Raw genomic sequence first — 24,721 nt, forward strand, 5'->3', positions numbered from 1 at the left:
CTGGCGCGGCATTCAGGGAAATAAAATCTCAAGCAACATAGCCTCCCTATGTTTGAAATTTATTTCATGGATATAAGTGAGATAGTAAATATGAGGCAACTACATTATTCGTCGCGCGAGTGGCTTTTTTTGTAACACTTTCTAGGTGCAAGGCGACAATATATCAAAATGATGACGGTGCCGCCTTGCAGATTTGTATCGTTGACTGTCGGTTCAATTTTACCAAGAGTCCCATAAGACTTTCCATTACGGGTCGCAAAACGAACTATGATTGTTCCAGTCTCGCTAAGCTTGGTCTGCCTCGGCGGTTCAGTTCAGTTCGGTTTGGTGGCTGCGCCGCTGGACTGACAAACCAGGTTGGCCTGATATATGTCTCTCCGGCATGCCATGGGCATTGCTTCCTCAGGCGCTTATTCGAAGTTCGGCTCGCCTGCCTCTGGACCGCAAGGAAGGCCAACCATGTTGTCCAAGGGCCGTTCGCTCAAGTGTGGCATGTCGCCGAGCAGGAAGCTGGCGAGCCCCGGCTTATTTGCCTGTGGCTTGAGAAGCGGCGACCACTATCCTGGTTTCTTCTGGTCTGGTTCCCGCAATCTTGCCCTCGCCACCTGTCCTTCCCACATAACGGCGAACCCGATTGTTCATTCGAGAGGCGCCCATGATCTTCGACGCTGCGAGCCTGGCTCTGAAAAACCTGACTGCTGCGGAAACCCGCAAGGTGTTGTGGAAGGTCCTGGGGCTGACGGCGCTGGTCCTGGTCGGGCTGTGGATCGCTTTTCGCGAGACGTTTATCGCTTTTGCTCTTCCCTGGCTTCAGGGGTTCTTTCCGGACCTGCCGGAATGGGCGGGATGGTTGACCTTTGTCTTCGGTATCCTTGCAAGCATCGGCCTGGCACTGGCGCTGGCGCTGCTATTGTCCTCCGTGAGCGCGATCATCGCCGGGCTGTTTCTCGACGATGTTGCCGAGGTGATCGAGGCCCGCGACTATCCCGATCAGCCGATGGGTCGGGCCATGCCGATGGGCGAAGCGATCCTGTCGTCGATCAAGTTTTTCGGCATCGTGGTGATCGGCAATATCTTCGCCTTCATGATGCTGCTCGTGCCGGGGATCAACATCGTCGCTTTCTTTCTGGTCAATGGCTACCTGCTCGGTCGGGAATTCTTCGAATTCGCCGCCATGCGCTATAGGTCACCGGCCGAGGCGCGGCAGTTCCGCGCCAAGCATTCGACGACGGTCTTTCTTGCCGGGCTGCTGATCGCCGCCTTCCTGGCCGTGCCGATCCTCAATCTGCTGACGCCGCTGTTTGCCGCCTCGCTGATGGTGCATCTGCACAAGAAGATTTCGGCCCGCGATCCTTTCCTGGAGGCACGCGCCGATCCGCGACTTACGCCGGCGCGGCCGTAACAGGGCCGATGACCTGGGCCGGCAGCTCGACGAGCGGCGCCGCCACGTCGACGGTCTTTTCCGGACAGCGGCAGAGATCGGCAATCACGCAATGCTCGCATTCGGGCCGGCGCGCCTTGCAGGTATAGCGCCCGTGCAGGATCAGCCAGTGATGGGCATGGTAGAGATAGTGTTTCGGGATGATTCGCTCGAGCTTCGCCTCGACCTCGTCGGGCGTCTTGCCGGGGGCAAGCCGGATGCGGTTGGCGATCCGCAGGATATGAGTATCGACGGCAATGGTGGCGATGCCGAAAGCCATGGACATCACGACATTGGCGGTCTTGCGCCCGACGCCCGGCAGGCGGACGAGTTCCTCGCGGGTGTTCGGCACGACACCGCCGAACTCGTCGACCAGCATGCGCGACAGGGCGATGACGTTCTTCGCCTTGTTGCGGTAGAGACCGATGGTCTTGATGTGGTCGCGAACCTTGTCTTCGCCGAGATCGAGCATTTTCTGCGGGGTATCGGCGATCGCAAACAGGGCCCGCGTCGCCTTGTTGACGCCGGCATCGGTTGCCTGGGCCGAGAGCGCCACGGCGACCACCAGCGTGAACGGGTTGACGTGCTCCAGCTCGCCCTTGGGTTCCGGGCGCTGGATCGAGAAACGTCGGAAGATCTCCTCGATCTCCGCCTTCGAATAGACGCTGCGCGCGGTCGGTTTGCGGCGCGCACTCCCCTTGGCGGTTGCTGTGGCAGAATTTGACTTTTGCGGATTTTGGGTGCTGGATTTCGGCTTCGGCGTGGTCATGTCAAAATCTATAGTCGGGCATCATGACGGAAAGCAATCTCGAACATGGCGGTGAACGGCCGATCTTCCTGGCCGAACTCGTACCGCACCGGTCTCTCGGGCGCCGCGGCTTTCGCGTCATGCTGGCGCTGTCGGGACTGATCTGCCTCGGCTACGGCCTGTTCTTCCTGGCAACAGGCGCCTGGCCGGTATTCCTGTTCTTCGGGCTCGATTTCCTGCTGCTTTACGGCGCCTTCCGGATGAACTACCGGGCGGCCAAAGCGCGCGAAGAGGTCGAGGTGTCGCGCACCAATCTGTCGATCCGCAAGTTTGCGCCCTCCGGCCGGATGGTCGAGCACCGCTACAATCCGTTCTGGGCCCGCTTTCATGTGCGCCGCCACGAGGAATTCGGCATCCTGTCGATGGCAGTGGCCGCGCAGGGCCGGATAACCGAGGTCGGCGCCTTTCTCAATCCCGATGATCGCGAGAGCTTCGCAAGGGCGTTCAAGGGCGCATTGGCGACGGTGAAGCAGCGGATCTGACGAACGTCCCGGGGGCAGGGGCACAGCCTGCGCCTGCGTGCAAGAAACGGGTGGCGGCAGGGACTTGGCGGTGCCATCTTCCGCGTCATGAAGGAGATGCCGAGATGAACGCCCCTCTTACACTTGCCCAGGCCGTTTCGCAGGACGCCGCCGTCAATGTCACACCACGGGGCTCCGACTACGAGACCGTGCGCCGGGTGATCGAATTGATCACGCTGGACTACCGCGATCAGCCATCGCTGGAGACGATCGCCGCCGAACTGGACCAGTCGCCGACCCAGTTGCAGAAGGTCTTTACCCGCTGGGCCGGCCTGTCGCCCAAGGGCTTCCTGCAGGCGGTCACGCTCGATCATGCCAAGCGACTTCTCGGTCGCGAGGGCATGCCGTTGCTGGAGACGGCCTTCGAGGTCGGGCTTTCGGGCCCTGGGCGCCTGCATGACCTCTTCGTGACCCATGAGGCGATGAGCCCCGGCGAGTGGAAGGCCAAGGGCGCGGGGCTGACGATCCGCCATGCCTTCCATCCCTCGCCTTTCGGTCTCGCGCTGGTGATGGCGACCGATCGCGGACTGGCAGGCCTTGCCTTTGCCGATCAGGGCGGCGAGGCGGCCTGTTTCGAGGACATGCGCCGACGCTGGCCCAATGCCGAATATATCGAGGATCGCGAAGCGACGCGGCCTTATGTGGGACGGATCTTCAACCGGGCCGAATGGTCCCGCGACCGGCCGCTCAATGTCGTGCTGATCGGCACCGATTTTCAGGTAAGCGTCTGGCAGAGCCTGCTGAAAATCCCCTTTGGTCGCGCCGTCACCTATTCCGACGTTGCCAATGATATCGGCAAGCCCAAGGCCAATCGGGCCGTTGGGGCGGCGATCGGCGCCAACCCGATCTCCTTCGTCGTGCCCTGCCACCGGGCCGTCGGCAAATCCGGCGCGCTGACTGGTTATCACTGGGGGCTGACCCGCAAGCGGGCAATCCTCGGCTGGGAGCAGGGGGAGGGGTGACCGGCAGGCCGGTGCCAACGGTGTGCCGCTCTCTCGCTGGGCGGCCTCAAGGCTGCAGGCTGCGCAGTGCCGCGTTCCGCCTGCTGCTCGAAGGCTTGCGATATCGCCGGAGATAATGTGGCGATGTCCCTGGCTTCAGGCGCCGACGCGATCAGAGAGAGCATCGCGGAAAAGTCTGCCATACGTCGCGGTCGGGCCAGCGGCTTGGGAATGGCTCGGATACGCCCGGACCTAATCTCTTCCCGGATCGGTATCTCTGGGCACCGGATAAAGGCGCGGCCGGGCGGATTTGCCTTTGGCATGGGCATCGCTGTGGCGCAGTCGTGCGATTGGCGCATAGCTGCACTGCAACATTATAGATTTCAATGCCGGCGGATCCGTTTATAACGGTGTCTATCGAAGCTATGCACCTCCTCCCGCAGATGCTTCGTGTTGCGGACGCCTCTCCTCCTCCTCCCAAAGGCGTCTGCAGGAACAGCAGCTCCTCCTCCTCCCGATCTGCTGTTCGATTCTTTTGAGAAAGCCTGCCGCACCTCCTCCCGCGGCAGGCTTTTTCGTTTTCGGGCGGTCCGCCGGCCGTTCGCGCATGTCGAACCGTTTCGGCGGAAGATTTTTTTCATCACCTCTCATTTGGCTCGCATGCCACCCCTCTCTTTGCCGCGCCGCGCTCGCGCATGTCCGGCCTGTCGCGATGACCTGCAAACGGCAAGCAGGGCGATTTACGGAAGCCGGTCATCGGCGTGGCCTCGGATCGACGGGCGGGACGCGCCGAGCGCTAAGGGCCTCTCAAGGCCGTGCGGTCGGCCTTGGGGAGGCTGGCGCGTGCTTTTCTGGGCGTCGCCATCAAGGACGAACGTCGTCTGTCTTGGCGCTGGCGGGGCCGACGAGCGAAGCTTTTGAGAGATGTTTTCAGCGCCGGCTGGTGATCGGAGACCACCGTGTCTGTTGTGCGGTTGCGAGCAGCGCGGTGGCTGCATGGCTGCACTGCACAAATAATGTTTTCCAAATGATCAAAAAAGCGTCATGTTGCGCACAGCTGATGCATATGCGGTGCCTCCCAGTTCCGCGCAGCAGCTGTTCCCCTCTGGAGGTCCATGACCTTCACACTTTATGGGCCGCGGTTTTGCCGACGGCCCTTTTTTTTGCCCGGAATGCACGCTCTGTCCCGCCGGGATGGCGGACGCGCGCCGACGCTGCGCCTTCGCGGTGAACGTCAGTGCGTGGTGCGACGTGAACGTCGAAACCAATGTTCAAGCGCGCGTGGTCAGACCTTCGACGATGATCCTGAAGCAGGAGCGCAGATAGGACCACCTGTCGCGTCCCCCCGGCCATGCGGGAAAGTCCGATGTCTTGAGCGCCACCGCACCGAAGACCACATCCATCAGCATGCCGGCCACCAAGTCCGCGTCTTCGAAGCCGATCCGCCCGAGATTTCTCTGGCGTTCAAGCCAGTCGGCCAGAAGACGGCGCGAGGACTCCGGACCTTCCTTGTGCAGGATCGGCATGAGTTCCGGAAATTGCCGGCACTCGACGATGAACATCGTCATCAGCGCGTCGCGCTGCCGCTCCGCCTCCGGCGCGAGATCGGTCTGGAAGATCCGGGCGAGAGCATCGGCAACCGGCAGGGCGTCATAGTCGCCGGGCAGCGCCAGCATGCTGCGCCGATGGATTGCGACCACCGCCGCGAACAGTTCGGGCTTGCCGGGAAACAGCCGATAAATGGTGCGCAGCGAGACATGGGCCTTGGCCGCCACATCGCTCATCGCCGTACCGCCATAGCCGCTTTCGAGAAACAGCGACCATGCCGTTTCGGCGATCAGGTCCCGCTGGGCATGGTCAGGCACCACCTTCGGCCTTCCACGAGGGCGCGCGGGATCGCCGGCGGCGCCCGCACGTGCCTTGAGGCTGGGATCAGCGGCTGGATCGTCTTTGTTCATGAGCGATTGCTGATGCTTGACATTCATTCGCCATAATATAAAGGGTAATGCCAATTATCGCAAATGCCCGATCTGTGTTACACGGGGTCCGGGTTGTTTCGCAGGGAGATGCAGCATATGACCATGGGCAGACACTATTTCATCGTGGCGGGCAAGCGCGCCACCCTGATGAGCCTGGCGCTGCTGGTGGCTTGCTCGGCGGACGACGCTGAAAACAAGCCGGACGTCCAGAAAGTCGAGGTCGGTTATGTCTCGCTGACCTCGCAATCGGTCCCGCAACTCGAGGAGCTGCGCGGCCGGGTGGTCGCCTATGCCACGGCAGAGGTGCGCCCGCAGGTCGACGGCATCGTGCGCAGCATCGATTTTACCGAGGGCAGGGAGGTCAAGCAGGGCGATACCCTCTACGAGATCGACCCGCGAAAATTTCAGGCAGCCTACGCCTCGGCGGAAGCGGCATTGAAGAAGGCCGAGGCCGCAAGCCAGGGCTACCAGGCCACCTATGATCGCAACAAGACGCTGGCCAGGACCAATGCCGTCAGTGCCCAGACGCTGGACGATGCGCAGTCGAACCTGCTGCAGGCCCAGGCGTCCGAAGAAGCGGCACGTGCCGATCTCGATGCCGCCAAGATCGACCTCGACAACGCCACCATCAAGGCGCCGATCGGAGGTATGATCGGCACCTCCTCTGTCAGTGTCGGCGCGCTGGTCACCGAAAACCAGACCGACGCGCTGGTAACGATCCGCCAGATCCGGCCGATTCATGTCGATCTGGTCGATACCAGCGCCAATATGCTGAGGGTCAGAAGCGAGATCGACGCCGGACAGCTCGGCCGCGAGCGGGACGGGCCGGCGACAACGACCCTGACGCTGGAGAACGGCAAGGCCTATGACGAACAGGGCGAGGTGTCCTTCGCCGACATGGTTGTCAGCGAAGAGACCGGGACCTTCACCGTGCGTGCCACTTTCCCCAATGAAAGGCGTATCCTGGTGCCGGGCATGTTCGTCACCGCCAAGGTGCATTTCGGCAATCTGACCAACGCGTTCCTCGTGCCGCAAAGGGCGTTGACCCGCAGCGACGACGGCACGGCGACCGTCTACCTCGTGTCCGACGACGGCAAGGCGAAGAAGAGAAGCGTCACCACCAATGGCACCAGCGGCAATGACTGGATCGTCACCGACGGGTTGAAGAATGGCGACAAGCTGATCGTCGACGGCTTTCAGAAATTGGAAGACGGCAAAGCCGTGACGGCGGTTGTGGCCGAGATCGACGAAAACGGTGTGGTCAAGCAGAGCCTGACATCCGGCAGCACGGCAGACACCAAATCCGCGGACCAAAAGGAAGCCGGCCAATGAGCGCGCCCAATCCGCGCAACGCGCTGGCCAGCTTCTTCATCGGTCGACCGGTCTTTGCCATCGTCCTGGCCATCGCCATCTCGCTTGGCGGGGTGATGGGCATCTATTCCCTGTCGATCTCGCAATATCCGGAAGTGGCACCGGTGACCGTGCGCGTCAGCGCCACCTATACCGGCGCGACAGCCGAAGCCGTCGAGAATTCGGTGACCAAGAAGATCGAGAGCGCCATGACCGGCCTCGACGGCCTGCTCTACATGGAGTCGACGTCGAGCTCCGGTTCCGCCTCGCTGTCGATGACCTTCTCCAGCGATACCGATGGGGATATCGCCCAGGTGGAGGTGCAGAACAAGGTGTCGCGGGTCGAATCCCAGCTGCCCGACGCCGTGCAGACTGCCGGCATCCAGGTCAACCGCTCGACCTCCAGCATCCTGATGATCGGCAACATCATCTCGCGCGATGGCCGATATACCTCCGACCAGCTGTCGGATATCGTCTCCAGCCAGATCGAGGATCAGGTCGAACGTCTCGACGGTGTCGGCTCGATCCAGGCTTTCGGTTCGGGCTATGCCATGCGGGTCTGGCTCGATCCCGGCCTGCTGCAGAAATACCAGCTCGATCCGAGCGACGTTTCGGACGCGATCGGTGCGCAGAACATCCAGCTTGCGGCCGGCTCGATCGGTGCCAGCCCGGCGGTCAAGGGCCAGCAGCTGAAGGCGAGCATCATTGCCCGCACGCAGCTGACCTCGGTCGATCAGTTCAAGCGGATCATCCTGAAGACCGGCTCCGATGGTTCCGTGGTCCGGCTCGGCGATGTGGCGCGGGTCGAGATCGGGCTGGAAAGCTACGGCCAGAGCTCGACCTATAACGGCATGCCGGCCGCCGGCTTCGGTGTCCAGCTCGCGTCCGGCGCCAATGCCGTCTCCACGGCCAATCTGGTTCATGCCGAACTCGACAGCCTTGCAAGCTCGCTGCCCGAGGGCGTCGAGATCGCCTATTCCTACGAGACCACGCCTTTCGTCGAGCTGGCGATCGAAAAGGTGATCCACACGCTGATCGAGGCGATCGTCCTCGTCTTCATCGTGCTGCTGCTGTTCCTGCAGAATTTCCGCGCCACGCTGATCCCGATGATCGCCGTGCCCGTCGTGCTGCTCGGCACCTTCGGCGTGCTCGCAGCGCTCGGCTATTCGATCAACATGCTGACGATGTTCGCCATGGTGCTGGCGATCGGCCTGTTGGTCGATGACGCCATCGTCGTGGTCGAGAATGTCGAACGCATCATGCGCGAGGAAAAGCTCTCCGCCCGCAAGGCAACCGAAAAGTCGATGGGGGAAATCACCGGCGCCCTGATCGGGATCGCCCTGGTGCTGACGGCCGTGTTCATTCCGATGGCCTTCTTCTCCGGCTCGGTCGGGGTCATCTACCGGCAGTTTTCGGTCACCATCGCCAGTGCGATGATCCTGTCGGTGCTGGTGGCGATCATCCTGACGCCGGCGCTCTGCGCGATGATGCTGAAACCCAGCCATGGCGGTATCCTGACCCGCTGGCTCGGCTGGTTCGATCGCGGCTTCGACGGTTTGACCAACCGCTATGGCAGCTGGGTGTCGAGCTTGATCCTGCGGCCGCTGCGCATGTTCGCATTGTTCGCCGTGCTGTTGTTTGCCGCCTACGGGCTCTACAGCAAGATCCCGTCCTCCTTCCTGCCGGAAGAGGACCAGGGCGTGCTGATCACCCAGATCACCCTGCCGGAAGGCGCCAATGCGGCTCGCACCCAGGCGGTCATCGACATGGTGCAGAACTATTACCTGAACCAGGAGAAGGATGCCGTCCAGAGCGTGTTCATAACGCTCGGCTTCGGCTTCGGCGGCAGTGATGAAAATACCGCGATGGGTTTCATCCGGCTCAAGGATTTCGACCAACGCACCGACAGCCGCCTGACGGCCTCGGCCGTGCAGCAGCGGGCCTCGACCTATTTCTCCCGAATCCGCGATGCCAATGTGTTCGTGCTCTCGCCGCCGGCGATCAGCGGGCTTGGCCAGAGCGGCGGCTTCTCGATGTACCTTGAAGACAGCGGCAACAAGGGACGCACGGCCCTTGATGCGGCCAGCAACACGCTGGCCGACAGCGCCAACGGCAATTCGGTGGTCACCAATATTCGCGGCAATACCAAGACCCTGCAGTCCCAGTTGAAGATCGATATCGACCAGGAAAAGGCAAGTGCTCTCGGTGTCAGTCTGTCGGACCTCAACACGCTGATCAGCACGGTGTTTTCCGGCAAGGACGTCAACGACTTCGTCTACAAGGGCGACATCAAGCCTGTCTATGTCCAGGCCGACGCGCCGTTTCGCATGCAGCCCGACGACATCAATCACTGGGCGATCAAGAACAGCAGCGGCGACATGATCCCGCTCTCGGCCTTCGTCTCGACGTCATGGGTCAGTGGCTCGCCGACGCTTGCCCGCTTCAACGGTATCTCGGCGGTGGCGATCAGTGGACAGGCGGCCTCCGGCGCAAGCTCCGGCGACGCGATGACAGAAGCTGAAAATCTCGTCGCGAAGCTCGGCGATGGCTATACCGCGGCCTGGTCCGGGCTGTCCTATCAGGAGCAGCTGGCCGGCTCGCAGGAGGCGATGCTCTATGCCGTGTCGCTGGTCGTCGTCTTTCTCTGCCTTGCAGCGCTTTACGAAAGCTGGGCCATTCCGTTTTCGGTCATCCTCGCCGTGCCGGTCGGCGTCTTCGGGGCGCTGCTGTTTGCCAAGCTGTTCGGCCAGTCGAACGACGTCTATTTCAAGGTGGGGCTGCTGACCACGATCGGGTTGACGGCAAAGAACGCCATCCTGATCGTCGAATTCGCCAAGGATCTGGTCGATCAGGGCAAGTCGGCCTTCGACGCGGTGATCGAGGCGGCGCGCCTGCGCCTGCGGCCGATCGTCATGACCTCGCTCGCCTTCATCCTCGGGGTCCTGCCGCTTGCCCGCGCCACCGGGGCCGGCTCGGCTGCCCAGAATGCCATCGGCATCGGAGTCATGGGAGGCATGATCTGCGCGACCGTGCTTGGCGTGTTCTTCGTCCCGCTCCTGTTCCTGACGATCTCCAGGCTCCGCCGCAAGGTGGTGCACGAGGACGAGGAGCCGGCAACGCCGTAGCAACGCAACCCTGCTCCGCACCGTAAAGGCCGGATATCGGTCCGAAGCGGGAGCGTATCTTGCTGCGGCCGAAGGGCAGTCGGATCGATTGCCGGCGGTCGTCACGCGGCAAGGGCTGCGACGATGTCGCTTGTGACGGCGGCTGTGGTGACACCGGCATGGCCATCGCCGAAGGCATGGATGACCTTGTCGGGGCGGCGCGACTGTCCGGGGAAAGCTGCAATGGCCTTCAGATCACTCCGGCATGGATCAATACGGCTGCGGCGGAATCGAAATGCTCCACCATGGCCGCCTCGGCGCGCGCGGCATCCTGGGCAATGATTGCCATGGCGATGCGTTCGTGGCAGCGGATGTTTTCGCGGCGGTTTTCATCGCTTGCCCGGCTCCGCCAGCCGATGTGCCAGGTCTGCCGGGTGATCACCCGGAATGAGTTGATGATGATCGAATAGAGCGAATTGCCGGACGCCCGGGCGATCACTTCGTGGAACAGAATATCGAGTTCCATCAGGTCGTCGGGACGCGCGATGCAGGTGAACATTTTCTCGACGATGGCTTGCAGTTCCTGCGCCTGCAGATCCGTCCGGCGCAGCGCCGCGAGACCGACCGTGCGGATTTCCAGCGTGCGACGGACGTCCAGCACCTGCTGGATGCTCAGCTGTCGGGTGTAGACCGTGTGATCGACGATCATGCTCAGGGCCGTGGCATCGGGCGCTGCCACCCGCGCGCGGCGGCCATTGCCGATCTCGACGATATTGAGCGCTGCAAGGGCGCGCAACGCTTCGCGTGCCACCGCCCGGGAAACGCCGAGCGTTTCGCTGAGGCTTGCCTCGCTCGGAAAGGCGTCGCCAGGCAACAGGTGGTTCTCGCGCATATAGAGGCGGATGTCGGCAATCGTGCGGTCGACCAGTCCGACCTTCGCCATATCGTCTCGATCTGAAAGCTGTCTGACAGGTTTTTTCATATTGACATACAGTATCTCTGATTTCAGTATGGGCAAAGTAGCCTGTCAGCGCCTTCAAGAGAAGAGCCGGCATGCATGTCGCTGCAGTCCATGGGAGAAGGGGCGTCAGCGCGGCATCATCCGGGGCCGTTTCGAACGCAGCCCCGGCTGTTGCAAAATCGATGACGCCTGCGCGTCTCGCATCCTCCCGCAGAATTCGTGTTGGCAGCCGGCGTCGCCCCGTTGGGCCAGGTGGCCGGCGAAGCCATGGACTTTCGATCATCAGGTGGCAGGCAGCCACGGCCAGGAAACGGACGGAACCAACGTGAAAATCACAGCCATCAGAACCTATCGTGCGGCGGAGTTTGCCAATGTGCTCTGGGTCCATGTCGAGACCGATGCCGGTATCACCGGGCTTGGTGAGACATTCTACGGTGCCGGCGCGGTGGAGGCGCATATCCATGATACCTTGTCGGTGCGCCTGCTCGGCCAGGATCCGCGCAATATCGAACTGCTGAACAAGGAAATGGTCTCGCTGCCGATGGCGCAGGCAAGTACCGGCGTCGAATACCGGGCGGCCTCTGCCATCGACATCGCGCTCTGGGATCTGTTCGGCAAGGTCTGCAATCAGCCCGTCCACCGGATGCTCGGCGGCCAGTGCTGGGATCGCATGCGCATCTACAACACCTGCGCCGGCACCCGCTATGTGCGTTCCAACAATATCAAGCCGGTGTCGAACTGGAACCTCGGCACCGTCGAAAGCCCCTACGAGGATCTCGACGGTTTCATGCATCGCCCGGCGCAACTGGCGGAAGATCTGCTGGAAAACGGCATTACCGCCATGAAGATCTGGCCGTTCGATCCGCATGCGGCCGAGTTCAAGGGCCAGCATATCAGTACCGAGGCGACGAAGACGGCGCTGAAGCCGTTCGAGGAGATCCGTCGCGCGGTCGGCGACAGGATGGACATCATGCTGGAAATGCATTCGCTGTGGAACCTGCCGGCGGCGATGAAGATCGCCCGCGCCGTCGAGGACTATGCGCCGCTCTGGTACGAGGATCCGATCAAGATGAACTCGCCGCAGGCGCTGGCGGAATTCGCCCGCTCGACATCGGTGATGACCTGCGCATCGGAAACACTGGGCTCGCGCTTTGCCTACAAGGACTATCTCGATCGCGACGCGGCGCATGTGGTAATGGCCGATCTCTGCTGGACCGGAGGGCTGACCGAAGGGCGCAAGATCGCGGCCATGGCCGATACCTATCACCGGCCCTTCGCCCCGCATGACTGCATCGGGCCGGTCGGTTTTGCCGCCGCGATCCAGATGAGCTTCAGCCAGCCCAATACCCTGATCCAGGAAAGCGTGCGCGCCTTCTACAAGGGCTGGTATCTGGAACTGGTGACGGAAATGCCGAAGATCGAGGGCGGCTATGTCTATCCGACGGAGGCGCCGGGCCTCGGACTGGAATTGCTGCCCTCCTTCTTCGATCGCCCGGATCTGACGAGCCGCCTGTCGAAAGTCTGAGGATGACGCTTTTCGATCTCCACGGAAAGACCGCGCTGGTGACAGGATCCTCGCGCGGACTGGGGTTCGCCTTCGCCAGGGGGTTGGCGGAGGCCGGCGCGCGGGTGGTGCTGAACGGCGTCGATCCGGACCGCCTCGCCGAAGCGGCGAATCCGCTGCGGGCCGCGGGTCACGATGTGCTGACCGCGGCCTTCGACGTGACCGACGAGGCCGCCGTAATCGCCGCCTTTGACCGCTTTGATGCCGATGGCATCGAAATCCATATCCTGCTCAACAATGCCGGCATCCAGTTTCGCAAGCCGATGCTGGACCTGGCAACCGCCGACTGGCAAAGGGTGATCGACACCAATCTGACCTCGGCCTTCCGGGTCGGTCGCGAGGCGGCGAGACGCATGGTGCCGCGCGGCTCTGGAAAAATTATCAATATCGGATCGCTCACCTCCGAGCTGGCCCGCGCCACGGTCGCGCCCTATACGGTGGCCAAGGGCGGCATCAAGATGCTGACCAGGGCCATGGCGGCGGAATGGGGCGAGCACGGCATCCAGGCCAACGCGATCGGCCCGGGCTACATGGTCACCGATATGAACGAGGCGCTGATCGCCGACCCGCAATTCGACGCCTGGGTCAAGAGCCGAACGCCGGCGCGCCGATGGGGGCGTCCCGAAGAGCTGGCGGGCACCGCCATCTACCTGGCGTCCGACGCCTCGAATTACGTCAACGGGCAGATCATCTACGCCGATGGCGGTATGATCTCTGTGCTGTAATCAGCAGAACGACCTTTTTCGGGGGCTGCATCGGACTGGTGTGGGCCGGGGACGTGTCGCTCTTTCGATCAGGATTTCGGTTCGCCGATTGGCAGCGGACTGGGCTATTGCCTGTCTTCGCCGAGGCCATCCCGCTGGCGTCGCAAAGCCTGCAGATGCAGCGCATTGCGGGCGCGACGACGCCTCAACCATAACCATCGATCCGATGGGCAGGACGGGCTTGGGAAAGGGCCGCGGTCTGAACCCGGCGCCTCGGTTCGACGGTCTGCCGCCACCTCCCCCGACAGAGCAGAATTCATCTCTCCGAGAAGTTTTAACCCGTCTCGCCATTGACTCTCGCATTCAATTTGTACAGTTGTATAAATCAACAGGTCGATTGATAATTGGGCGACGATGCGAGCCAGTCTCAAAGAAGCATTGATGGAAAGCGCGATCCGGCTGTTTTCGCAGAACGGTTACAACGCCGTGTCGCTGCGTGACATCGCCAAGGAGGCCGGCGCCAATGTCGGCAGTCTCAGCTATCATTTCGGCTCCAAGGCCAATCTGCTGCGGGAAGTCTATGAGCGCCACACCCGGCCGATGAATGCCCGGCGCCTGGAACTGCTCGGCGAGGCCCGCCGCATCTCCGACGACGGCGAGCGACTGCTGGCCATCCTGCGCGCCTATGTCGTGCCGGCCTATCTCACCTCGACCGAGGGCGATGGCGGCGGCGCGGAATTCACCCGCATGCGCGCCATCCTGTCGGCCGAAGGCAATGCAGACGCGCAGGCGATCATTGCCAATGCCTTCGATGCCACCAGCCATGCCTTTATCGAGGCGATTTCCGGCTGCCTTCCGGGTGCGCCGGTCGACGGCCTCGTCTGGCGCAGCCAGTTTCTGCTCGGCGCGCTCTATTACGCGCTGATCAACCCGGATCGCGTCACCCGCCTGTCGAACGGTCTTGCCGATGGCAACGACCACGCGGCGGCCGTCGAGCATCTGGTCAACGCCACCTATGCGAGCTTTCGCGCCTTGTCGGGAGTCCCCGTCTTCAAGGCCACATGACGTTCAACACAACGGGAGGAGGAACCCCATGACACTATCGAAACTTCTTGTCGCCGCCGGTCTGGCTGCGGCACTCGCCGCAGGCCCGGTTTCCGCAGCCGAACGGATCTCGATCGGCACCGGCGGCACCGGCGGCCTGTTCTATGTGATCGGTGCGGGCGTTGCCGAACTCTTGAACAAGCACATGGCCGACACTACGGCGCGTGCCGAGGTGACCGGCGCCTCGGTCGAAAACATCCGCCGCGTTGCTGCCGGCCAGATGACCTTCGGCTTTTCCTCGTCCTCGACGCTCTACGAGGCGAGCAAGGGGGAGGGGCCGTTCAAGGAGGCGCTGCCCGTCGCCGGGATGGCCTATCTCTACCCGGCCGTGCTGCAGATCGCGACGATCGATGGCACCGGCGTTAAGACCATGGCCGATCTCGCCGGCAAGCGGATCAATCTCGGCCCGCCCGGCTCCAACTCCGCCGTCCTCGTCCAGCGCCTGCTGGAGGCCTATGGCGTGTTCGATCCGTCCAACGCGCAGTTCCTGTCCTATACCGAAGGCACCTCGGCGCTGGTCAACGGCACCATCGATGCGACCGTCGTGCTGGCCGGGGCACCGACCGCCGCCCTGATCGATCTCGGCGCGCAGAAGACCATGCACCTGCTGTCGATCGACAAGGACAAGGTCGCCGGCATGCTGGAGAAATATCCGTTCTACAAGGTCTATGACATTCCGGCCGGGACCTATCAGGGCCAGGACGAGGTTGTCGCGGCGATCAACGACCCGGCCACGCTGTTCACCGTCCAGGCAGCACCGGAAGACCTGATCTACAATGTCGAGAAGACGATCTTCAGCAATCTGGAAGAGCTCGGCGGCGTGCATCCGCAGGCCAAGGCGATCAAGCTGGACACGGCGCCCAACACGCCTGTTCCGCTGCATCCCGGTGCGAAGCGCTTCTTCGACGAAGCCGGCAAGTAACGACCAAGTCCCGATCGGATGAAGACAATGCCCAACATGCTTGCAAGCCTTAGATTGAACAATGCCCAGACAGGGCAGACCGAGGCGACCGTCGTGTCGCTGATCTATGGTCTGCTGGCAATCGCGGTGACCGCGCTCGTCATCTACGGGGCCTTTTATGGCGGCATAACGGCCTTGCTTCTCCGGTCGGCCTTTCTGTCGGCGGTCACGGCCGCCGGCCTTGCCGCCCTCGGCATGCGCACCCGCGCGCCGCTTGGCCGGATCATCTTTTATCTGCTGGCGATCGTCGCGCTGATCCCCGGCCCCTATCTCTGGCATTCCTATCTCGACATCATCATGCGCGGCGCCATGTCGGAGCCGATGGATCGCTATGTCTTTGTCGGCATGCTGATCGCCGTGCTGGTGCTGGTGCGTTTCTCGCTCGGCTGGGCCTTGCTGATGCTGTCGCTGGTGGCGCTCGCCTATGCCTATTTCGGCTATCTGATCCCCGGCAAATACGGCCATGGCGGCTATGACATCTCGCGCCTGACCTCGACGCTGCTGCTCTCCACGGAAGGCTTCTACGGCGTGCCGATGGGGGTCGCGGTCGAATACATCTTCCTCTTTGCCCTGCTCGGCACCTTCCTGATGAAGATCGGCACCGGCGAGGTTTTCGTCGACATCGCCCGGGGGCTCACAGGGCGCATCCAGGGCGGACCCGGCCTGTCGGCGGCGCTCTCGAGCGCGCTGCTCGGCACGATCAACGGCAGTGCCGTTGCCAATGTCGTGACCACCGGCACGTTCACCATTCCGCTGATGAAACGGGTCGGCTATTCGCCGGTACTGGCTGGCGCCATCGAGGCGGCCGCCTCGTCTGCGGGCCAGATCCTGCCGCCGATCATGGGGGCAGCGGCCTTCCTGATGGCGGAGATCATAGGTGTCCCCTATAGCCAGATCGCGCTTGCGGCGCTCATTCCGGGCCTGCTCTACGTGCTGGCGCTGATGATCTCGGTCAGGCTCGAGGCGGGGCGGCTCAATCTGGCGCCCGACATGGAAGGCGGCTTCGCGCTGCTGCGCGAAACCATCGTCAAGCGCGGCTATCTGCTGCTGCCGCTGATCGGTCTCGTCACGCTGTTGATGACCGGCATGACGCCGACCAAGGCGGCGGTCTACTGCCTGATCTTCGGTCTTGCCATCAGCCCCTTCCGCCGCGAAACCCGCATCGGTCCGGCAGGACTCTGGCTCGTCTGCCGCGACACCCTGTCCTCGACGCTGCCGATCGTCGCGGCGGTGGCTGCCGCCGGCATCGTCATCGGCGTGCTCAACCTGACCGGCATGGGCCTGATGTTCTCCAGCCTCATCGTCGATCTCGGCGGTTCCAGTGTCTGGGCGATCCTGCTGCTGACCGCAGGTGCCTCCTTTGTCCTCGGCATGGGCCTGCCGACCTCGGCTGCCTATCTGCTGCTGGCGGTGCTGGTGGCCCCGGCTCTGACCAAGCTTGGCCTGCCGGCGATCTCCGCCCATATGTTCATCTTCTATTTCGGCCTGGTCTCGGCGATCACCCCGCCGGTGGCGCTTGCCGCCTATGCGGCGGCCAGCATCTCCGGGGCCGATGCCAATGCAACGGCGGTCGAGGCCATGCGGCTCGGCTTCGTCAAGCTCTTCGTGCCTTTCCTCTTTGTCGGCATGCCCGGAATCCTGATGATCGGTACCACCGGCGACATCGTGATCGCCACCCTGCTTGCGACGATTGCCGTGTCCACCATGACCGTTGCCTTTGCCGGCTGGTTCGGTCGGGGGCTGGCGCGGCTCGAGCGGGCCGGGCTCATTGCCTCGGCGGTGCTGATCGCCTGGCCGGCGCCGGTGGCCTCGACCGACGTTCTGACGCTCGGTGCCCGCCTGCTGGGCTTCGTCATCCTGACTGCGATCGCGCTGCGCCTGCTGCGCGGGCGCGGTCAGGCTGCGTCGTCCGTCACCTCCTGACAGCGCCGGCCCAACCCTTTCCTTTCAAGTCACTGCCGAAAGATGTGTCGATATGAGCAAAATCGCATTGCCCTTCCATCCCGCCCCGAAGATCCCGGACATCACGCTGCCGGCTGGTGCCTGCGATGCCCATTGCCACGTCTTCGGGCCGGCCGCCCGCTTTCCCTTCGCCCCGTCCAGCACCTATACGCCGGTTGACGCGCCGAAGGAAAAACTGTTCGAACTGCATCGCCACCTCGGCTTCGAGCGGTCCGTCATCGTCCAGGCGAGCTGCCACGGCACCGACAACCGCGCCATGGTCGATGCGCTGATCGCCGGCGGAGACGCCTATCGCGGCATCGCCATGGTCAAGCGCGATATCGACGCCGGTGAACTGCAGGCGTTGCATGACGCCGGGGTGCGCGGCGTGCGCTTCAACTTCGTCACCCATCTCGGCGCCCCGGCCGACCACGACGCGATCCGCGAGATCGTCGGCAAGATCCGGCCTTTCGGCTGGCATGCGGTCCTGCATTTCGATGCCTTCCGTCTGGAAGAGCTGGCGCCCTTCCTGAAAAGCCTCGATGTGCCCCTGGTGATCGACCATATGGGCCGCATCGATGTCGCTGCCGGACCCGAGCAACTCGCCTTCCAGCTCCTTATCGACCTGCTGCAGGACGAGCGCTGCTGGATGAAGGTGAGCGGTTCCGAGCGCCTGTCGCGGCAAGGTCCACCCTTCGAGGACGCGGCGGAGTACGGCCGGATGCTGGTCGAGCGTTTTCCCGATCGCGTGCTCTGGGGTACCGACTGGCCGCATCCGAACATCTACGAGAACATGCCAGACGATGGAGCCCTGGTGGACCTGCTGAAGATCATCGCGCCGACGCCGGATCTGCTGAAGCGGCTGCTGGTCGACAATCCGACGCGTCTCTATTGGCCCGAGACGCTCTGACCGGGTGACTGTTTATGCCTGTCGGTGGCGGAATGCTCCGTTGCCGACGCGCTACCTGTTGCGGAAGACGGTGCAGGCCACGCCCGCGGCCATGATCTTTCCGCAGAGCGCGTTGGCCTCGACGCGCGTTTCCCGGCCGATCCGGGCGGCATAGCGGGGACGGGAGCCGAAATTGCCGCGCCGCTGGCGCACGATGAGCGCGCGCTCGTCGTTCAGCGGGGACGGCAGTTGGCCGATCGAGCGTTCGAACAGGCGCTCGGCCACCGCCGGATTGTAATGGGCTGCCAGTTGGACGCCCCAGGGTGCCCAGTCTGCGGAGCCGGTGAGCACCGGTTCGCGCATCTGCCGCGTGCGGGCAAGGGTCACGCAAGCCTTTCGAAACGGTTGATCGTCATCAAGGGCCGGTGCTGCCGCCTTTGGCGGGCGATCGCGCCAGGTCTCCACCAGATGGCCGGTAATGGCAAAGACATAGTCTCGCGTTTCTATCGGCAGGCCGCCGCCTGAGAGAAAGCGCTCGAGCCCATGCTCGCCGGCATTATAGGCGGCTGCCGCAAGTCCCAGATTGCCGAAGCGGTTGCGAAGTTCATCCAGGTAACCGGCCGAGGCATCGAGCGCTGCCAGCACGTCGAAACTGTTGGCAAGGCCGCGTTCGCGCGCCGTGCCGGGCATGAACTGGGCAATGCCTTCCGCCCCCTTGGGACTGATGGCTTCCGGCCGAAACAGGCTTTCGCGCCAGATCAGCCGCGCGAAGAATGCGGGTGGCAGGTCGTGGGCGGTGGCGACGCTGTCTATCCCGTGACAGAGATCGGTGTTGAAAGTCTCCTTGCGGATGCAGAGCGTCTCGCCGTTGATGGCCGTCGTGTAAAGGCAGGTTTGCGCCTGCCCGTTCGCGCGATCCGGGCCGTCATCCGCAGCGGCTGTCGCCGGGGCCACGGGCACGGCAAGAGCCGGCAGGCCAAGCGTCAATACCATGAGCAGATTGCGCCACGTCAATTGCCGTCAGTCCCGCGGCTGCCGTCGGTCATGTCGTGATACCAATCCCTGTAAGGCGTGTTTTCAATTCTGTGTCGGTTCAGATCCGCCGCACCGTCATTCCACCAGACCGGACCGCGTTCGCCAAGCGCACGCTTGGCCGTGTCGACTTGATCGCGCGCGGCACGGAGGAGGTTTTCGTCTCCGCCTGCCTCCTTCACCGCGCGCCTCGCCGCCATCAGGGCGTCCACCAGCCGCTGTCGCTCGCTGCCCGGGAGCGCCGGATTCGAAGCCCGCCAGAGTCGGCCACGCACGATGATATACCGGCCATCCGGCGTGGTCGACGGTGCTTTCGGTTCGGGCATGAGATCTGTGTCCAGTATCGAAACCGCAGCGATGTGCGCGATCTCGCCATGCACTGCCTGCAGCATAAACTCGAGTCCATAGACGGAGTTCCAGCAAGTGCGCAGGTGGCAAGCGAGCAAGTGAGCAGGGCGAGGATAAGGTATGGCCGGGGACCGTGCCGACGCGCGGGAGGGCTCGGAGGTCAGGACTTTGCCACAACGAAACCGAACGGCCGCATCGCTTTCGTCGCACGCCCCGGCTATAACTGCCGGATGCGCTATGATCTCGGCCATCTTCCGATCGAATCCCTGCTGGCTCCGGTCACGGCGGCGACATCCGTTCTGGTGCGACTGGACGAGAGGATCGGGCGTTCGGATGTCGGGGCGGGCCTGGTTGCAAGACTGCATTTTGCCGATGCGGTGGCGTCGCTCTGGGTCGATGGCGAACTGGTGCATCTGGAGGATCTGGTGCTGCATGACGCGGCCATGGGTGTGCGCACCCCGACCCACGAGGTGAGCATCGCGCAGGATGTGCTGCGCACGCGCCGCCGCATCCTGGCGCAACCGCCTGGCTGGGCCCTGAGCGCCGAAGGGCTCGGTCGGCTGCGCGGCCAGGGCGACGGGGCGCCTGGGACAGGGCTGGACGCAGAAGAGACCGAACGATCGGCCCCGGAGCGCAAGATGGCGCAGGCCGGCGCCGTGGAGGGCGAGGACGAGACGGCATTCCACGCTACCGCGATGGCCGATGCCGATCCCTTCGAGGCACACCTGGCGGCCATGGATGCCGTGCTGGCGCGCACCAATGCCGTCCTTGCAGGGGAACTGCCGGTGATCGAGACGCGTGCGCCGCCGACGCGCGATCCCTTTCTCTACGAACCGGACTGGGACGAGGAGGCGCGGCTGGAAGAATGGCGCGAGGTCCTTCATCGGACCGAGGATATTCCGCCGGTTCTGCGGGCCGTGCTGCTGGTCGATGCCTGGAACGAGCTGAGGGTCCTGCAGCATGCACCCTGGCTCGGACGGCTGCTGGCTGCCGCTTTGCTGAGGCAGGTTGGGCTCACCCAAGCCTATCTTGTGCCTGTCAATCTCGGGCTGAAGCAGATCGCGCGCGAGCGTCGCGCCGCCGGCAGCCGCGACCAGCGTCTGGTCGCCGCCCTGGAGGGCCTTTCGGCCGCGGCGGAGACGGGGCTGAAGGAGCATGACCGACTGCTTCTGGCCCGCCAGCAGATGGAGCACCGGCTCGCCGGGCGCCGCTCGTCATCGAAACTGCCGCAGGTGGTCGAGCTGGTGCTTTCCCGGCCGATGGTCACGGCGCGGATGATCGCCGAGGAGATCGAGGTGACGCCGCAAGGAGCGCTGAAGATTGTCGGCGAACTCAACCTGCGCGAACTGACCGGGCGTGGGCGGTTTCGCGCCTGGGGCATCATCTGAGCCATTGGCGGCGAAGCCGGCAAACCTTCACGGCTTGATCTTGCGTCCTTCTCGCAGTGCAGAACGCTGGAAGTGCTTTAACCTTCGAAGCGCGGCAGCCGGACGCTGACGCGCAGGCCGCCTTCCGGTCGGTTCTCGATCGTCACCGTGCCGCCATGGGCCTCGACAAGGGTGCGCACGATTGCAAGGCCGAGACCGGCGCCGCCGGTGGCGCGGCCGCGCGAGGCTTCGGCCCGCACGAAGGGTTCCATCAGGATGCCGATCATCTCCTGGGGAATGCCGGGGCCGTCGTCATCGACCGTCATCAGCACGTCACCGTCGCTGGCCGTCAGGCTGATCCGGGCGGCCTTGCCGTATTTGCCGGCATTGTCGATCAGGTTCGAGACAATCCGCTTGAGGGCGATGCGGTCGCCGAGCACGGAAAACTCGGTGCGCTTCTGGATCGCCAATCCCAGGTCCTGGGGCGCGGCGTGCCGGTCCTCGGCCTCGCCGCGAACGATTTCGGCAAAGTCCAGCAGTTCGACCGAAACGTCGCTGGCGCCAACACGGGCCGACAGCAGGGCGTCGTCGAGCAGCTGGATCATGTCGCTGATATTCTCGATTGCCCGTTCGCGCTGGATATCGTCGGGGATCGCATCGACACGCAGCCGCAGCCGGGTCGCATAGGTCCGCACATCGTGTGATATGCCGCCGAGCATGGCAAGCCGTCCCTGCAACAGCTGCTGCAGCCGTGTCTGCAACCGGTCGAAGGCGGTCACCAGGGCCCGGATTTCGGAACTTTGCCGGCGAACATTCGGCAGCGTCACCATCTCGCCGTCGAGGCCGATGCGGTCGACCGCCTGGGCAAGCTGGCGCAGCGGCTTGACCTCGCGGTACATGACGAAAAGGGCAAAGAGCGCGATGATCGCGGCCATCACCCCGGCAACGAGCCCGACCGGCAGGCCTGTGGCAGCCAGCACCAGCGGCGCTATGCTCTGCACGACGAGTGTACGCCCGTCCTCCAGGCCGATGCGGAAATTGAGCGCATGACGCTGCTTGTTGCCGACCCGCAATATGCCCGGTCCCCGCGCCGGAACGGTGATATGCGCCACGGTGAAGGCCCGCCCCGCCAGCCCCTCGGCATAGCGTCTGTGCAGTTCCTCGCTGACCTGCCGGTCGGTCTGGTCGGGATCGGCATTCTCGCCGCCGTCTTCTATGCCGATGATCATCGTCTGTGATCCAAGGGCATCGAAAAGCCGCGGCAGGTCTTCAGGGGCGGCGCGCTCGACGACGGAGATGATCGCGTCCATGCGGTCGGGGGTGGGCCAGCCATCATCCTGTTCCCAACCATTGCCGGCGTAGAAATTCATTACCACACCCAGCCAGACGGCGATCACGGAGACGATGACAATGGCCGAGAGGCGGCTTGCAAGGGTGAACGATCGCATCAGCCGGCCTGCTGCTGGACGGTGGCGGTAAACAGATATCCGCCATTGCGGACGGTGCTGATCAGGGGGGTGCCGGGACTTGCCGAATCCAGCTTCTTGCGCAGCCGCGAGATCAGGACGTCGACGGTGCGATCGAAGGGCTCGCTGCTGCGGCCGTGGATCCAGTCCAGGATCTGGTCGCGGCTGAGAACCCGGCGCGGGCGGGTGACGAAGCAGGCCAGCATGTCGAATTCCGCGCTGGTCAGCGACAGCGCGATGCCCTCCTTGTCGGTCAGCTGGCGGGAATCCAGGTCGACGACGAAGCGGTCGAAGGCATAGCGACGCGCTGCCTTGACCGGTTGTACGGTCGACGCCTCGGCGCGGCGTAAAAGTGCCCGCACGCGGGCCAGCAGTTCACGCGGTCCAAAGGGTTTGACCAGATAGTCGTCCGCCCCCATTTCCAGTCCGACGACCCTATCGATCTCGTCGCCCTTGGCGGTCAGCATCAGGATCGGCAGGTTGCTGGTGGCACGCATCCGCCGGCAGATCGACAGGCCGTCCTCGCCCGGCAGCATCAGATCGAGGATCAGCAGATCCGGCGTGATGTCGTTGAGGCAGGCGTCGAGCGCGGCGGCGTTGTCGACCGCCCTGACGCCATAGCCTTCCCGGCCGAGCAGGTCGGACACAAGTCCCCTGATTTCGGCATCGTCTTCCACGATCACGATCATTGCGCCGGTGTTTTCCATGCTGCCCATTCATGCCGCCGCAACGATGCGCGCGCAAGCGGCATGGCCTGGTTTTTACATGTCATTTCGTGCCGTTAACAAACTGAAACAAAAGGACACGCACCGTTCAAACCGGGTTTACGTCACCCGCCTAGCGTCTGGGTCATGGCTTTCATCGAGCAGTCGGGCTCGACGGCCGAAAGGCAACAAAAGGAAGACACGACCATGAAGAAGTTCGCAATTCTCATCCTCACGGGCTCGGCCCTCTCGGTCATGACGTTTGCCCAGGCCAATGCCTGGACCCGCGACGCGCATGTCTATGGTTGGCGCGGGACGTCTTCCGTTCATGCGTCTGGCAGCTGCGCTGGCGGAAGTTGCTCGCGCGCTGTCACACGCACCGGCCCTTACGGCAACACCGCCACTCGGCAGGGTTCGGTTTCCTGTGCCTATGGCAGCTGCACCGGCACCCGCACGACGACCGGCCCGAATGGCGGCAGCATAACCCGCAGCGGCACCGTTTCACGCTGAGCGGATCAATCCATTTTCAAATCAAGGGATTAGTCTCATGTCATTTTTCAAGACCGTGCCGCGGACTCTGTTTCTCGGGCTGATCCTGGCGATCGGCGGCCTTGCCGCCGGCCAGGCCTCGGCGGCATCCTTAGCGGTCACGGTGACCAGCCTCAACCTGCGGGCCGGTCCAAGCACGCAGTATCCTGTTGTCATCGCCTTGCCGGCACATGCAGACCTTACCGTTTATGGCTGCACGGCCGGCACCACATGGTGCGATGTGAGCTGGGGTGGAAACCGCGGCTGGGTCGCGGCAAGCTATATCCAGGTCACCTATGATGGTCGCCTGACGGTGGTGACGCCGGCCGTCGCACCGGCCCTCGGCCTGACGGTGGTGGTCTTCAATCAGGCCTACTGGAACAGCCATTATGTCGGCCGGCCCTGGTATGGCAATTGGAACGTTTACTACCGCCCCGGCCCCTACGGTCCGCCGCCGCGCGGTGGGGCCGTTGCCGGCTGCAACGATCGCGGCTGCGCCGGTGTCGCCGCGCGTCCCGGCCATGTGGCGACCGGTCACTGCGTCGATGGCGTGTGCACCGGCACCTCGGTCCGGCGCGGTCCGGCCGGCAATGTGCGCATACGGCACGGCTCCATCTCCAACTAATCCGCCTCCTCGACATCGGCTCCGGCCAGAAAGCGTTCACCCATGACCCGTTATCTCACAGTGCTCTTCGTCCTCGTCTCCACGGCAGCCTCTGCCGCGCAATTGTCGCTCTCCGACAAGCTCGAGCTGCGCAACAATTGCGGTGCGGACATCAAGGCGCTCTGCGCCGGTATTGCGCCCGGCGAGGGACGTGTGATGGCCTGCGTCAAGGAAAAGAAGGCCGAGCTGTCCAAGCCTTGCGCCGACAGCATGGCCAAAATGGCAGCCAAGCTGAAGGGGTGACCTCCACTCCTCCACCCGCCGGCATCAAGCCTCCCCCTCAGGCGATCCACTCCTGGTGCCGGCGAGAGCGGCGGGCGCATCCCCGCACCGCCTCTTGGCGTTGGATGCGCCCGCCGCCGACA

At 63.5% G+C, this 24,721-nt stretch carries 22 protein-coding genes; 15 read left to right on the forward strand and 7 right to left on the reverse strand.

Annotated features, from left to right (window positions below):
• The first annotated feature begins 655 nt into the window (after positions 1-655).
• Positions 656-1,402 carry a sulfate transporter family protein gene (locus J2Z17_RS04355; protein ID WP_209942557.1) on the forward strand — a complete coding sequence of 249 codons (747 nt, stop codon included), beginning with the start codon at positions 656-658 and terminating at the stop codon, positions 1,400-1,402.
• On the opposite strand, the gene nth is transcribed toward J2Z17_RS04355, so the two are convergent.
• Positions 1,383-2,189 carry an endonuclease III gene (gene nth / locus J2Z17_RS04360; protein WP_209942559.1) on the reverse strand — a complete coding sequence of 269 codons (807 nt, stop codon included), beginning with the start codon at positions 2,187-2,189 and terminating at the stop codon, positions 1,383-1,385. The two genes, J2Z17_RS04355 and nth, sit on opposite strands and share 20 nt — an antisense overlap.
• 23 nt (positions 2,190-2,212) lie before the next feature.
• On the opposite strand from nth, the gene J2Z17_RS04365 reads away from it, so the two are divergent.
• Both J2Z17_RS04365 and J2Z17_RS04370 read left to right on the forward strand, forming a co-directional pair.
• Complete coding sequence (locus J2Z17_RS04365; RefSeq protein ID WP_209942561.1) at positions 2,213-2,710, forward strand: DUF2244 domain-containing protein; 498 nt, start codon at positions 2,213-2,215, stop codon at positions 2,708-2,710.
• 104 nt (positions 2,711-2,814) lie between these two features.
• A complete protein-coding gene (locus J2Z17_RS04370) occupies positions 2,815-3,711 on the forward strand; it encodes a methylated-DNA--[protein]-cysteine S-methyltransferase (protein WP_209942564.1) in 897 nt (298 codons plus the stop codon).
• 1,250 nt (positions 3,712-4,961) lie between these two features.
• On the opposite strand, the gene J2Z17_RS04375 is transcribed toward J2Z17_RS04370, so the two are convergent.
• On the reverse strand, positions 4,962-5,558 hold the full coding sequence (locus J2Z17_RS04375; RefSeq protein ID WP_342454366.1) for a TetR/AcrR family transcriptional regulator: 597 nt from the start codon (positions 5,556-5,558) through the stop codon (positions 4,962-4,964).
• Positions 5,559-5,765: 207 nt separating this feature from the next.
• Here J2Z17_RS04375 and J2Z17_RS04380 point away from each other — a divergent pair, with 207 nt between their 5' ends.
• Positions 5,766-7,001 (forward strand): efflux RND transporter periplasmic adaptor subunit, encoded by a 1,236-nt coding sequence (locus tag J2Z17_RS04380; RefSeq protein ID WP_209942568.1) that lies wholly within the window; start codon positions 5,766-5,768, stop codon positions 6,999-7,001.
• A 23-nt stretch (positions 7,002-7,024) separates the two neighbouring features.
• Positions 7,025-10,144: an efflux RND transporter permease subunit gene (locus J2Z17_RS04385; protein WP_209942955.1), complete on the forward strand. Its 3,120-nt coding sequence runs from the start codon at positions 7,025-7,027 to the stop codon at positions 10,142-10,144.
• Positions 10,145-10,373: 229 nt separating this feature from the next.
• On the opposite strand, the gene J2Z17_RS04390 is transcribed toward J2Z17_RS04385, so the two are convergent.
• Complete coding sequence (locus J2Z17_RS04390) at positions 10,374-11,066, reverse strand: FadR/GntR family transcriptional regulator (protein WP_245223862.1); 693 nt, start codon at positions 11,064-11,066, stop codon at positions 10,374-10,376.
• A 343-nt stretch (positions 11,067-11,409) separates the two neighbouring features.
• On the opposite strand from J2Z17_RS04390, the gene J2Z17_RS04395 reads away from it, so the two are divergent.
• From J2Z17_RS04395 to J2Z17_RS04420, 6 genes are all read left to right on the forward strand, one after another.
• Positions 11,410-12,609, forward strand: coding sequence for a mandelate racemase/muconate lactonizing enzyme family protein (locus J2Z17_RS04395; protein ID WP_209942570.1), 1,200 nt, complete (start codon positions 11,410-11,412; stop codon positions 12,607-12,609).
• Positions 12,606-13,373 (forward strand): SDR family oxidoreductase, encoded by a 768-nt coding sequence (locus J2Z17_RS04400; RefSeq protein WP_209942959.1) that lies wholly within the window; start codon positions 12,606-12,608, stop codon positions 13,371-13,373. Before J2Z17_RS04395 ends, J2Z17_RS04400 begins: the two co-directional genes overlap by 4 nt.
• 420 nt (positions 13,374-13,793) lie before the next feature.
• Positions 13,794-14,417, forward strand: coding sequence for a TetR/AcrR family transcriptional regulator (locus tag J2Z17_RS04405; protein ID WP_245223863.1), 624 nt, complete (start codon positions 13,794-13,796; stop codon positions 14,415-14,417).
• Positions 14,418-14,445: 28 nt separating this feature from the next.
• Positions 14,446-15,378, forward strand: a complete 933-nt coding sequence (locus J2Z17_RS04410; protein ID WP_209942574.1) for a TAXI family TRAP transporter solute-binding subunit — start codon at positions 14,446-14,448, stop codon at positions 15,376-15,378.
• A gap of 27 nt (positions 15,379-15,405) precedes the next feature.
• Positions 15,406-17,340 carry a TRAP transporter permease gene (locus J2Z17_RS04415; RefSeq protein WP_209942576.1) on the forward strand — a complete coding sequence of 645 codons (1,935 nt, stop codon included), beginning with the start codon at positions 15,406-15,408 and terminating at the stop codon, positions 17,338-17,340.
• 52 nt (positions 17,341-17,392) lie between these two features.
• Complete coding sequence (locus J2Z17_RS04420; protein WP_209942578.1) at positions 17,393-18,268, forward strand: amidohydrolase family protein; 876 nt, start codon at positions 17,393-17,395, stop codon at positions 18,266-18,268.
• A gap of 51 nt (positions 18,269-18,319) precedes the next feature.
• On the opposite strand, the gene J2Z17_RS04425 is transcribed toward J2Z17_RS04420, so the two are convergent.
• Together J2Z17_RS04425 and J2Z17_RS04430 are read right to left on the reverse strand one after the other, a co-directional pair.
• A complete protein-coding gene (locus J2Z17_RS04425; RefSeq protein ID WP_209942580.1) occupies positions 18,320-19,240 on the reverse strand; it encodes a lytic transglycosylase domain-containing protein in 921 nt (306 codons plus the stop codon).
• Between the two features lie 17 nt (positions 19,241-19,257).
• Positions 19,258-19,671 (reverse strand): hypothetical protein, encoded by a 414-nt coding sequence (locus tag J2Z17_RS04430; protein WP_342454367.1) that lies wholly within the window; start codon positions 19,669-19,671, stop codon positions 19,258-19,260.
• 186 nt (positions 19,672-19,857) lie between these two features.
• On the opposite strand from J2Z17_RS04430, the gene J2Z17_RS04435 reads away from it, so the two are divergent.
• Complete coding sequence (locus J2Z17_RS04435) at positions 19,858-21,015, forward strand: RHE_PE00001 family protein (protein WP_209942582.1); 1,158 nt, start codon at positions 19,858-19,860, stop codon at positions 21,013-21,015.
• Positions 21,016-21,092: 77 nt separating this feature from the next.
• Here J2Z17_RS04435 and J2Z17_RS04440 read toward each other — a convergent pair whose 3' ends face one another.
• Complete coding sequence (locus tag J2Z17_RS04440; protein WP_209942584.1) at positions 21,093-22,442, reverse strand: sensor histidine kinase; 1,350 nt, start codon at positions 22,440-22,442, stop codon at positions 21,093-21,095.
• Positions 22,442-23,167, reverse strand: coding sequence for a response regulator (locus J2Z17_RS04445; protein ID WP_209942586.1), 726 nt, complete (start codon positions 23,165-23,167; stop codon positions 22,442-22,444). The genes J2Z17_RS04440 and J2Z17_RS04445 overlap by 1 nt, the downstream gene beginning before the upstream one ends.
• A gap of 204 nt (positions 23,168-23,371) precedes the next feature.
• On the opposite strand from J2Z17_RS04445, the gene J2Z17_RS04450 reads away from it, so the two are divergent.
• From J2Z17_RS04450 to J2Z17_RS04460, 3 genes are read left to right on the forward strand one after another with little or no spacing between them, the layout of a single operon-like run.
• Complete coding sequence (locus tag J2Z17_RS04450; RefSeq protein ID WP_209942588.1) at positions 23,372-23,674, forward strand: hypothetical protein; 303 nt, start codon at positions 23,372-23,374, stop codon at positions 23,672-23,674.
• Between the two features lie 37 nt (positions 23,675-23,711).
• A complete protein-coding gene (locus J2Z17_RS04455; RefSeq protein WP_209942590.1) occupies positions 23,712-24,317 on the forward strand; it encodes an SH3 domain-containing protein in 606 nt (201 codons plus the stop codon).
• Between the two features lie 42 nt (positions 24,318-24,359).
• Entirely contained in the window at positions 24,360-24,599 is a 240-nt protein-coding gene (locus J2Z17_RS04460; protein ID WP_209942592.1) for a cysteine rich repeat-containing protein, read from the forward strand.
• The last annotated feature ends 122 nt before the right edge of the window (positions 24,600-24,721 follow it).

The organism is Heterorhizobium halophytocola (assembly GCF_017873095.1).
GTDB classification, from domain to species: domain Bacteria; phylum Pseudomonadota; class Alphaproteobacteria; order Rhizobiales; family Rhizobiaceae; genus Allorhizobium; species Allorhizobium halophytocola.

What these genes read in the sequence shown, in the direction of transcription:
- J2Z17_RS04355 (WP_209942557.1), top strand. Translation starts at nt 656, where the DNA reads ATGATCTTCGACGCTGCGAGCCTGGCTCTGAAAAACCTGACTGCTGCG.
- nth (WP_209942559.1), bottom strand. Translation starts at nt 2,189, where the DNA reads ATGACCACGCCGAAGCCGAAATCCAGCACCCAAAATCCGCAAAAGTCA.
- J2Z17_RS04365 (WP_209942561.1), top strand. Translation starts at nt 2,213, where the DNA reads ATGACGGAAAGCAATCTCGAACATGGCGGTGAACGGCCGATCTTCCTG.
- J2Z17_RS04370 (WP_209942564.1), top strand. Translation starts at nt 2,815, where the DNA reads ATGAACGCCCCTCTTACACTTGCCCAGGCCGTTTCGCAGGACGCCGCC.
- J2Z17_RS04380 (WP_209942568.1), top strand. Translation starts at nt 5,766, where the DNA reads ATGACCATGGGCAGACACTATTTCATCGTGGCGGGCAAGCGCGCCACC.
- J2Z17_RS04390 (WP_245223862.1), bottom strand. Translation starts at nt 11,066, where the DNA reads ATGGCGAAGGTCGGACTGGTCGACCGCACGATTGCCGACATCCGCCTC.
- J2Z17_RS04405 (WP_245223863.1), top strand. Translation starts at nt 13,794, where the DNA reads ATGGAAAGCGCGATCCGGCTGTTTTCGCAGAACGGTTACAACGCCGTG.
- J2Z17_RS04410 (WP_209942574.1), top strand. Translation starts at nt 14,446, where the DNA reads ATGACACTATCGAAACTTCTTGTCGCCGCCGGTCTGGCTGCGGCACTC.
- J2Z17_RS04415 (WP_209942576.1), top strand. Translation starts at nt 15,406, where the DNA reads ATGCCCAACATGCTTGCAAGCCTTAGATTGAACAATGCCCAGACAGGG.
- J2Z17_RS04420 (WP_209942578.1), top strand. Translation starts at nt 17,393, where the DNA reads ATGAGCAAAATCGCATTGCCCTTCCATCCCGCCCCGAAGATCCCGGAC.
- J2Z17_RS04425 (WP_209942580.1), bottom strand. Translation starts at nt 19,240, where the DNA reads ATGGTATTGACGCTTGGCCTGCCGGCTCTTGCCGTGCCCGTGGCCCCG.
- J2Z17_RS04430 (WP_342454367.1), bottom strand. Translation starts at nt 19,671, where the DNA reads ATGCTGCAGGCAGTGCATGGCGAGATCGCGCACATCGCTGCGGTTTCG.
- J2Z17_RS04435 (WP_209942582.1), top strand. Translation starts at nt 19,858, where the DNA reads ATGCGCTATGATCTCGGCCATCTTCCGATCGAATCCCTGCTGGCTCCG.
- J2Z17_RS04440 (WP_209942584.1), bottom strand. Translation starts at nt 22,442, where the DNA reads ATGCGATCGTTCACCCTTGCAAGCCGCCTCTCGGCCATTGTCATCGTC.
- J2Z17_RS04445 (WP_209942586.1), bottom strand. Translation starts at nt 23,167, where the DNA reads ATGGAAAACACCGGCGCAATGATCGTGATCGTGGAAGACGATGCCGAA.
- J2Z17_RS04450 (WP_209942588.1), top strand. Translation starts at nt 23,372, where the DNA reads ATGAAGAAGTTCGCAATTCTCATCCTCACGGGCTCGGCCCTCTCGGTC.
- J2Z17_RS04455 (WP_209942590.1), top strand. Translation starts at nt 23,712, where the DNA reads ATGTCATTTTTCAAGACCGTGCCGCGGACTCTGTTTCTCGGGCTGATC.
- J2Z17_RS04460 (WP_209942592.1), top strand. Translation starts at nt 24,360, where the DNA reads ATGACCCGTTATCTCACAGTGCTCTTCGTCCTCGTCTCCACGGCAGCC.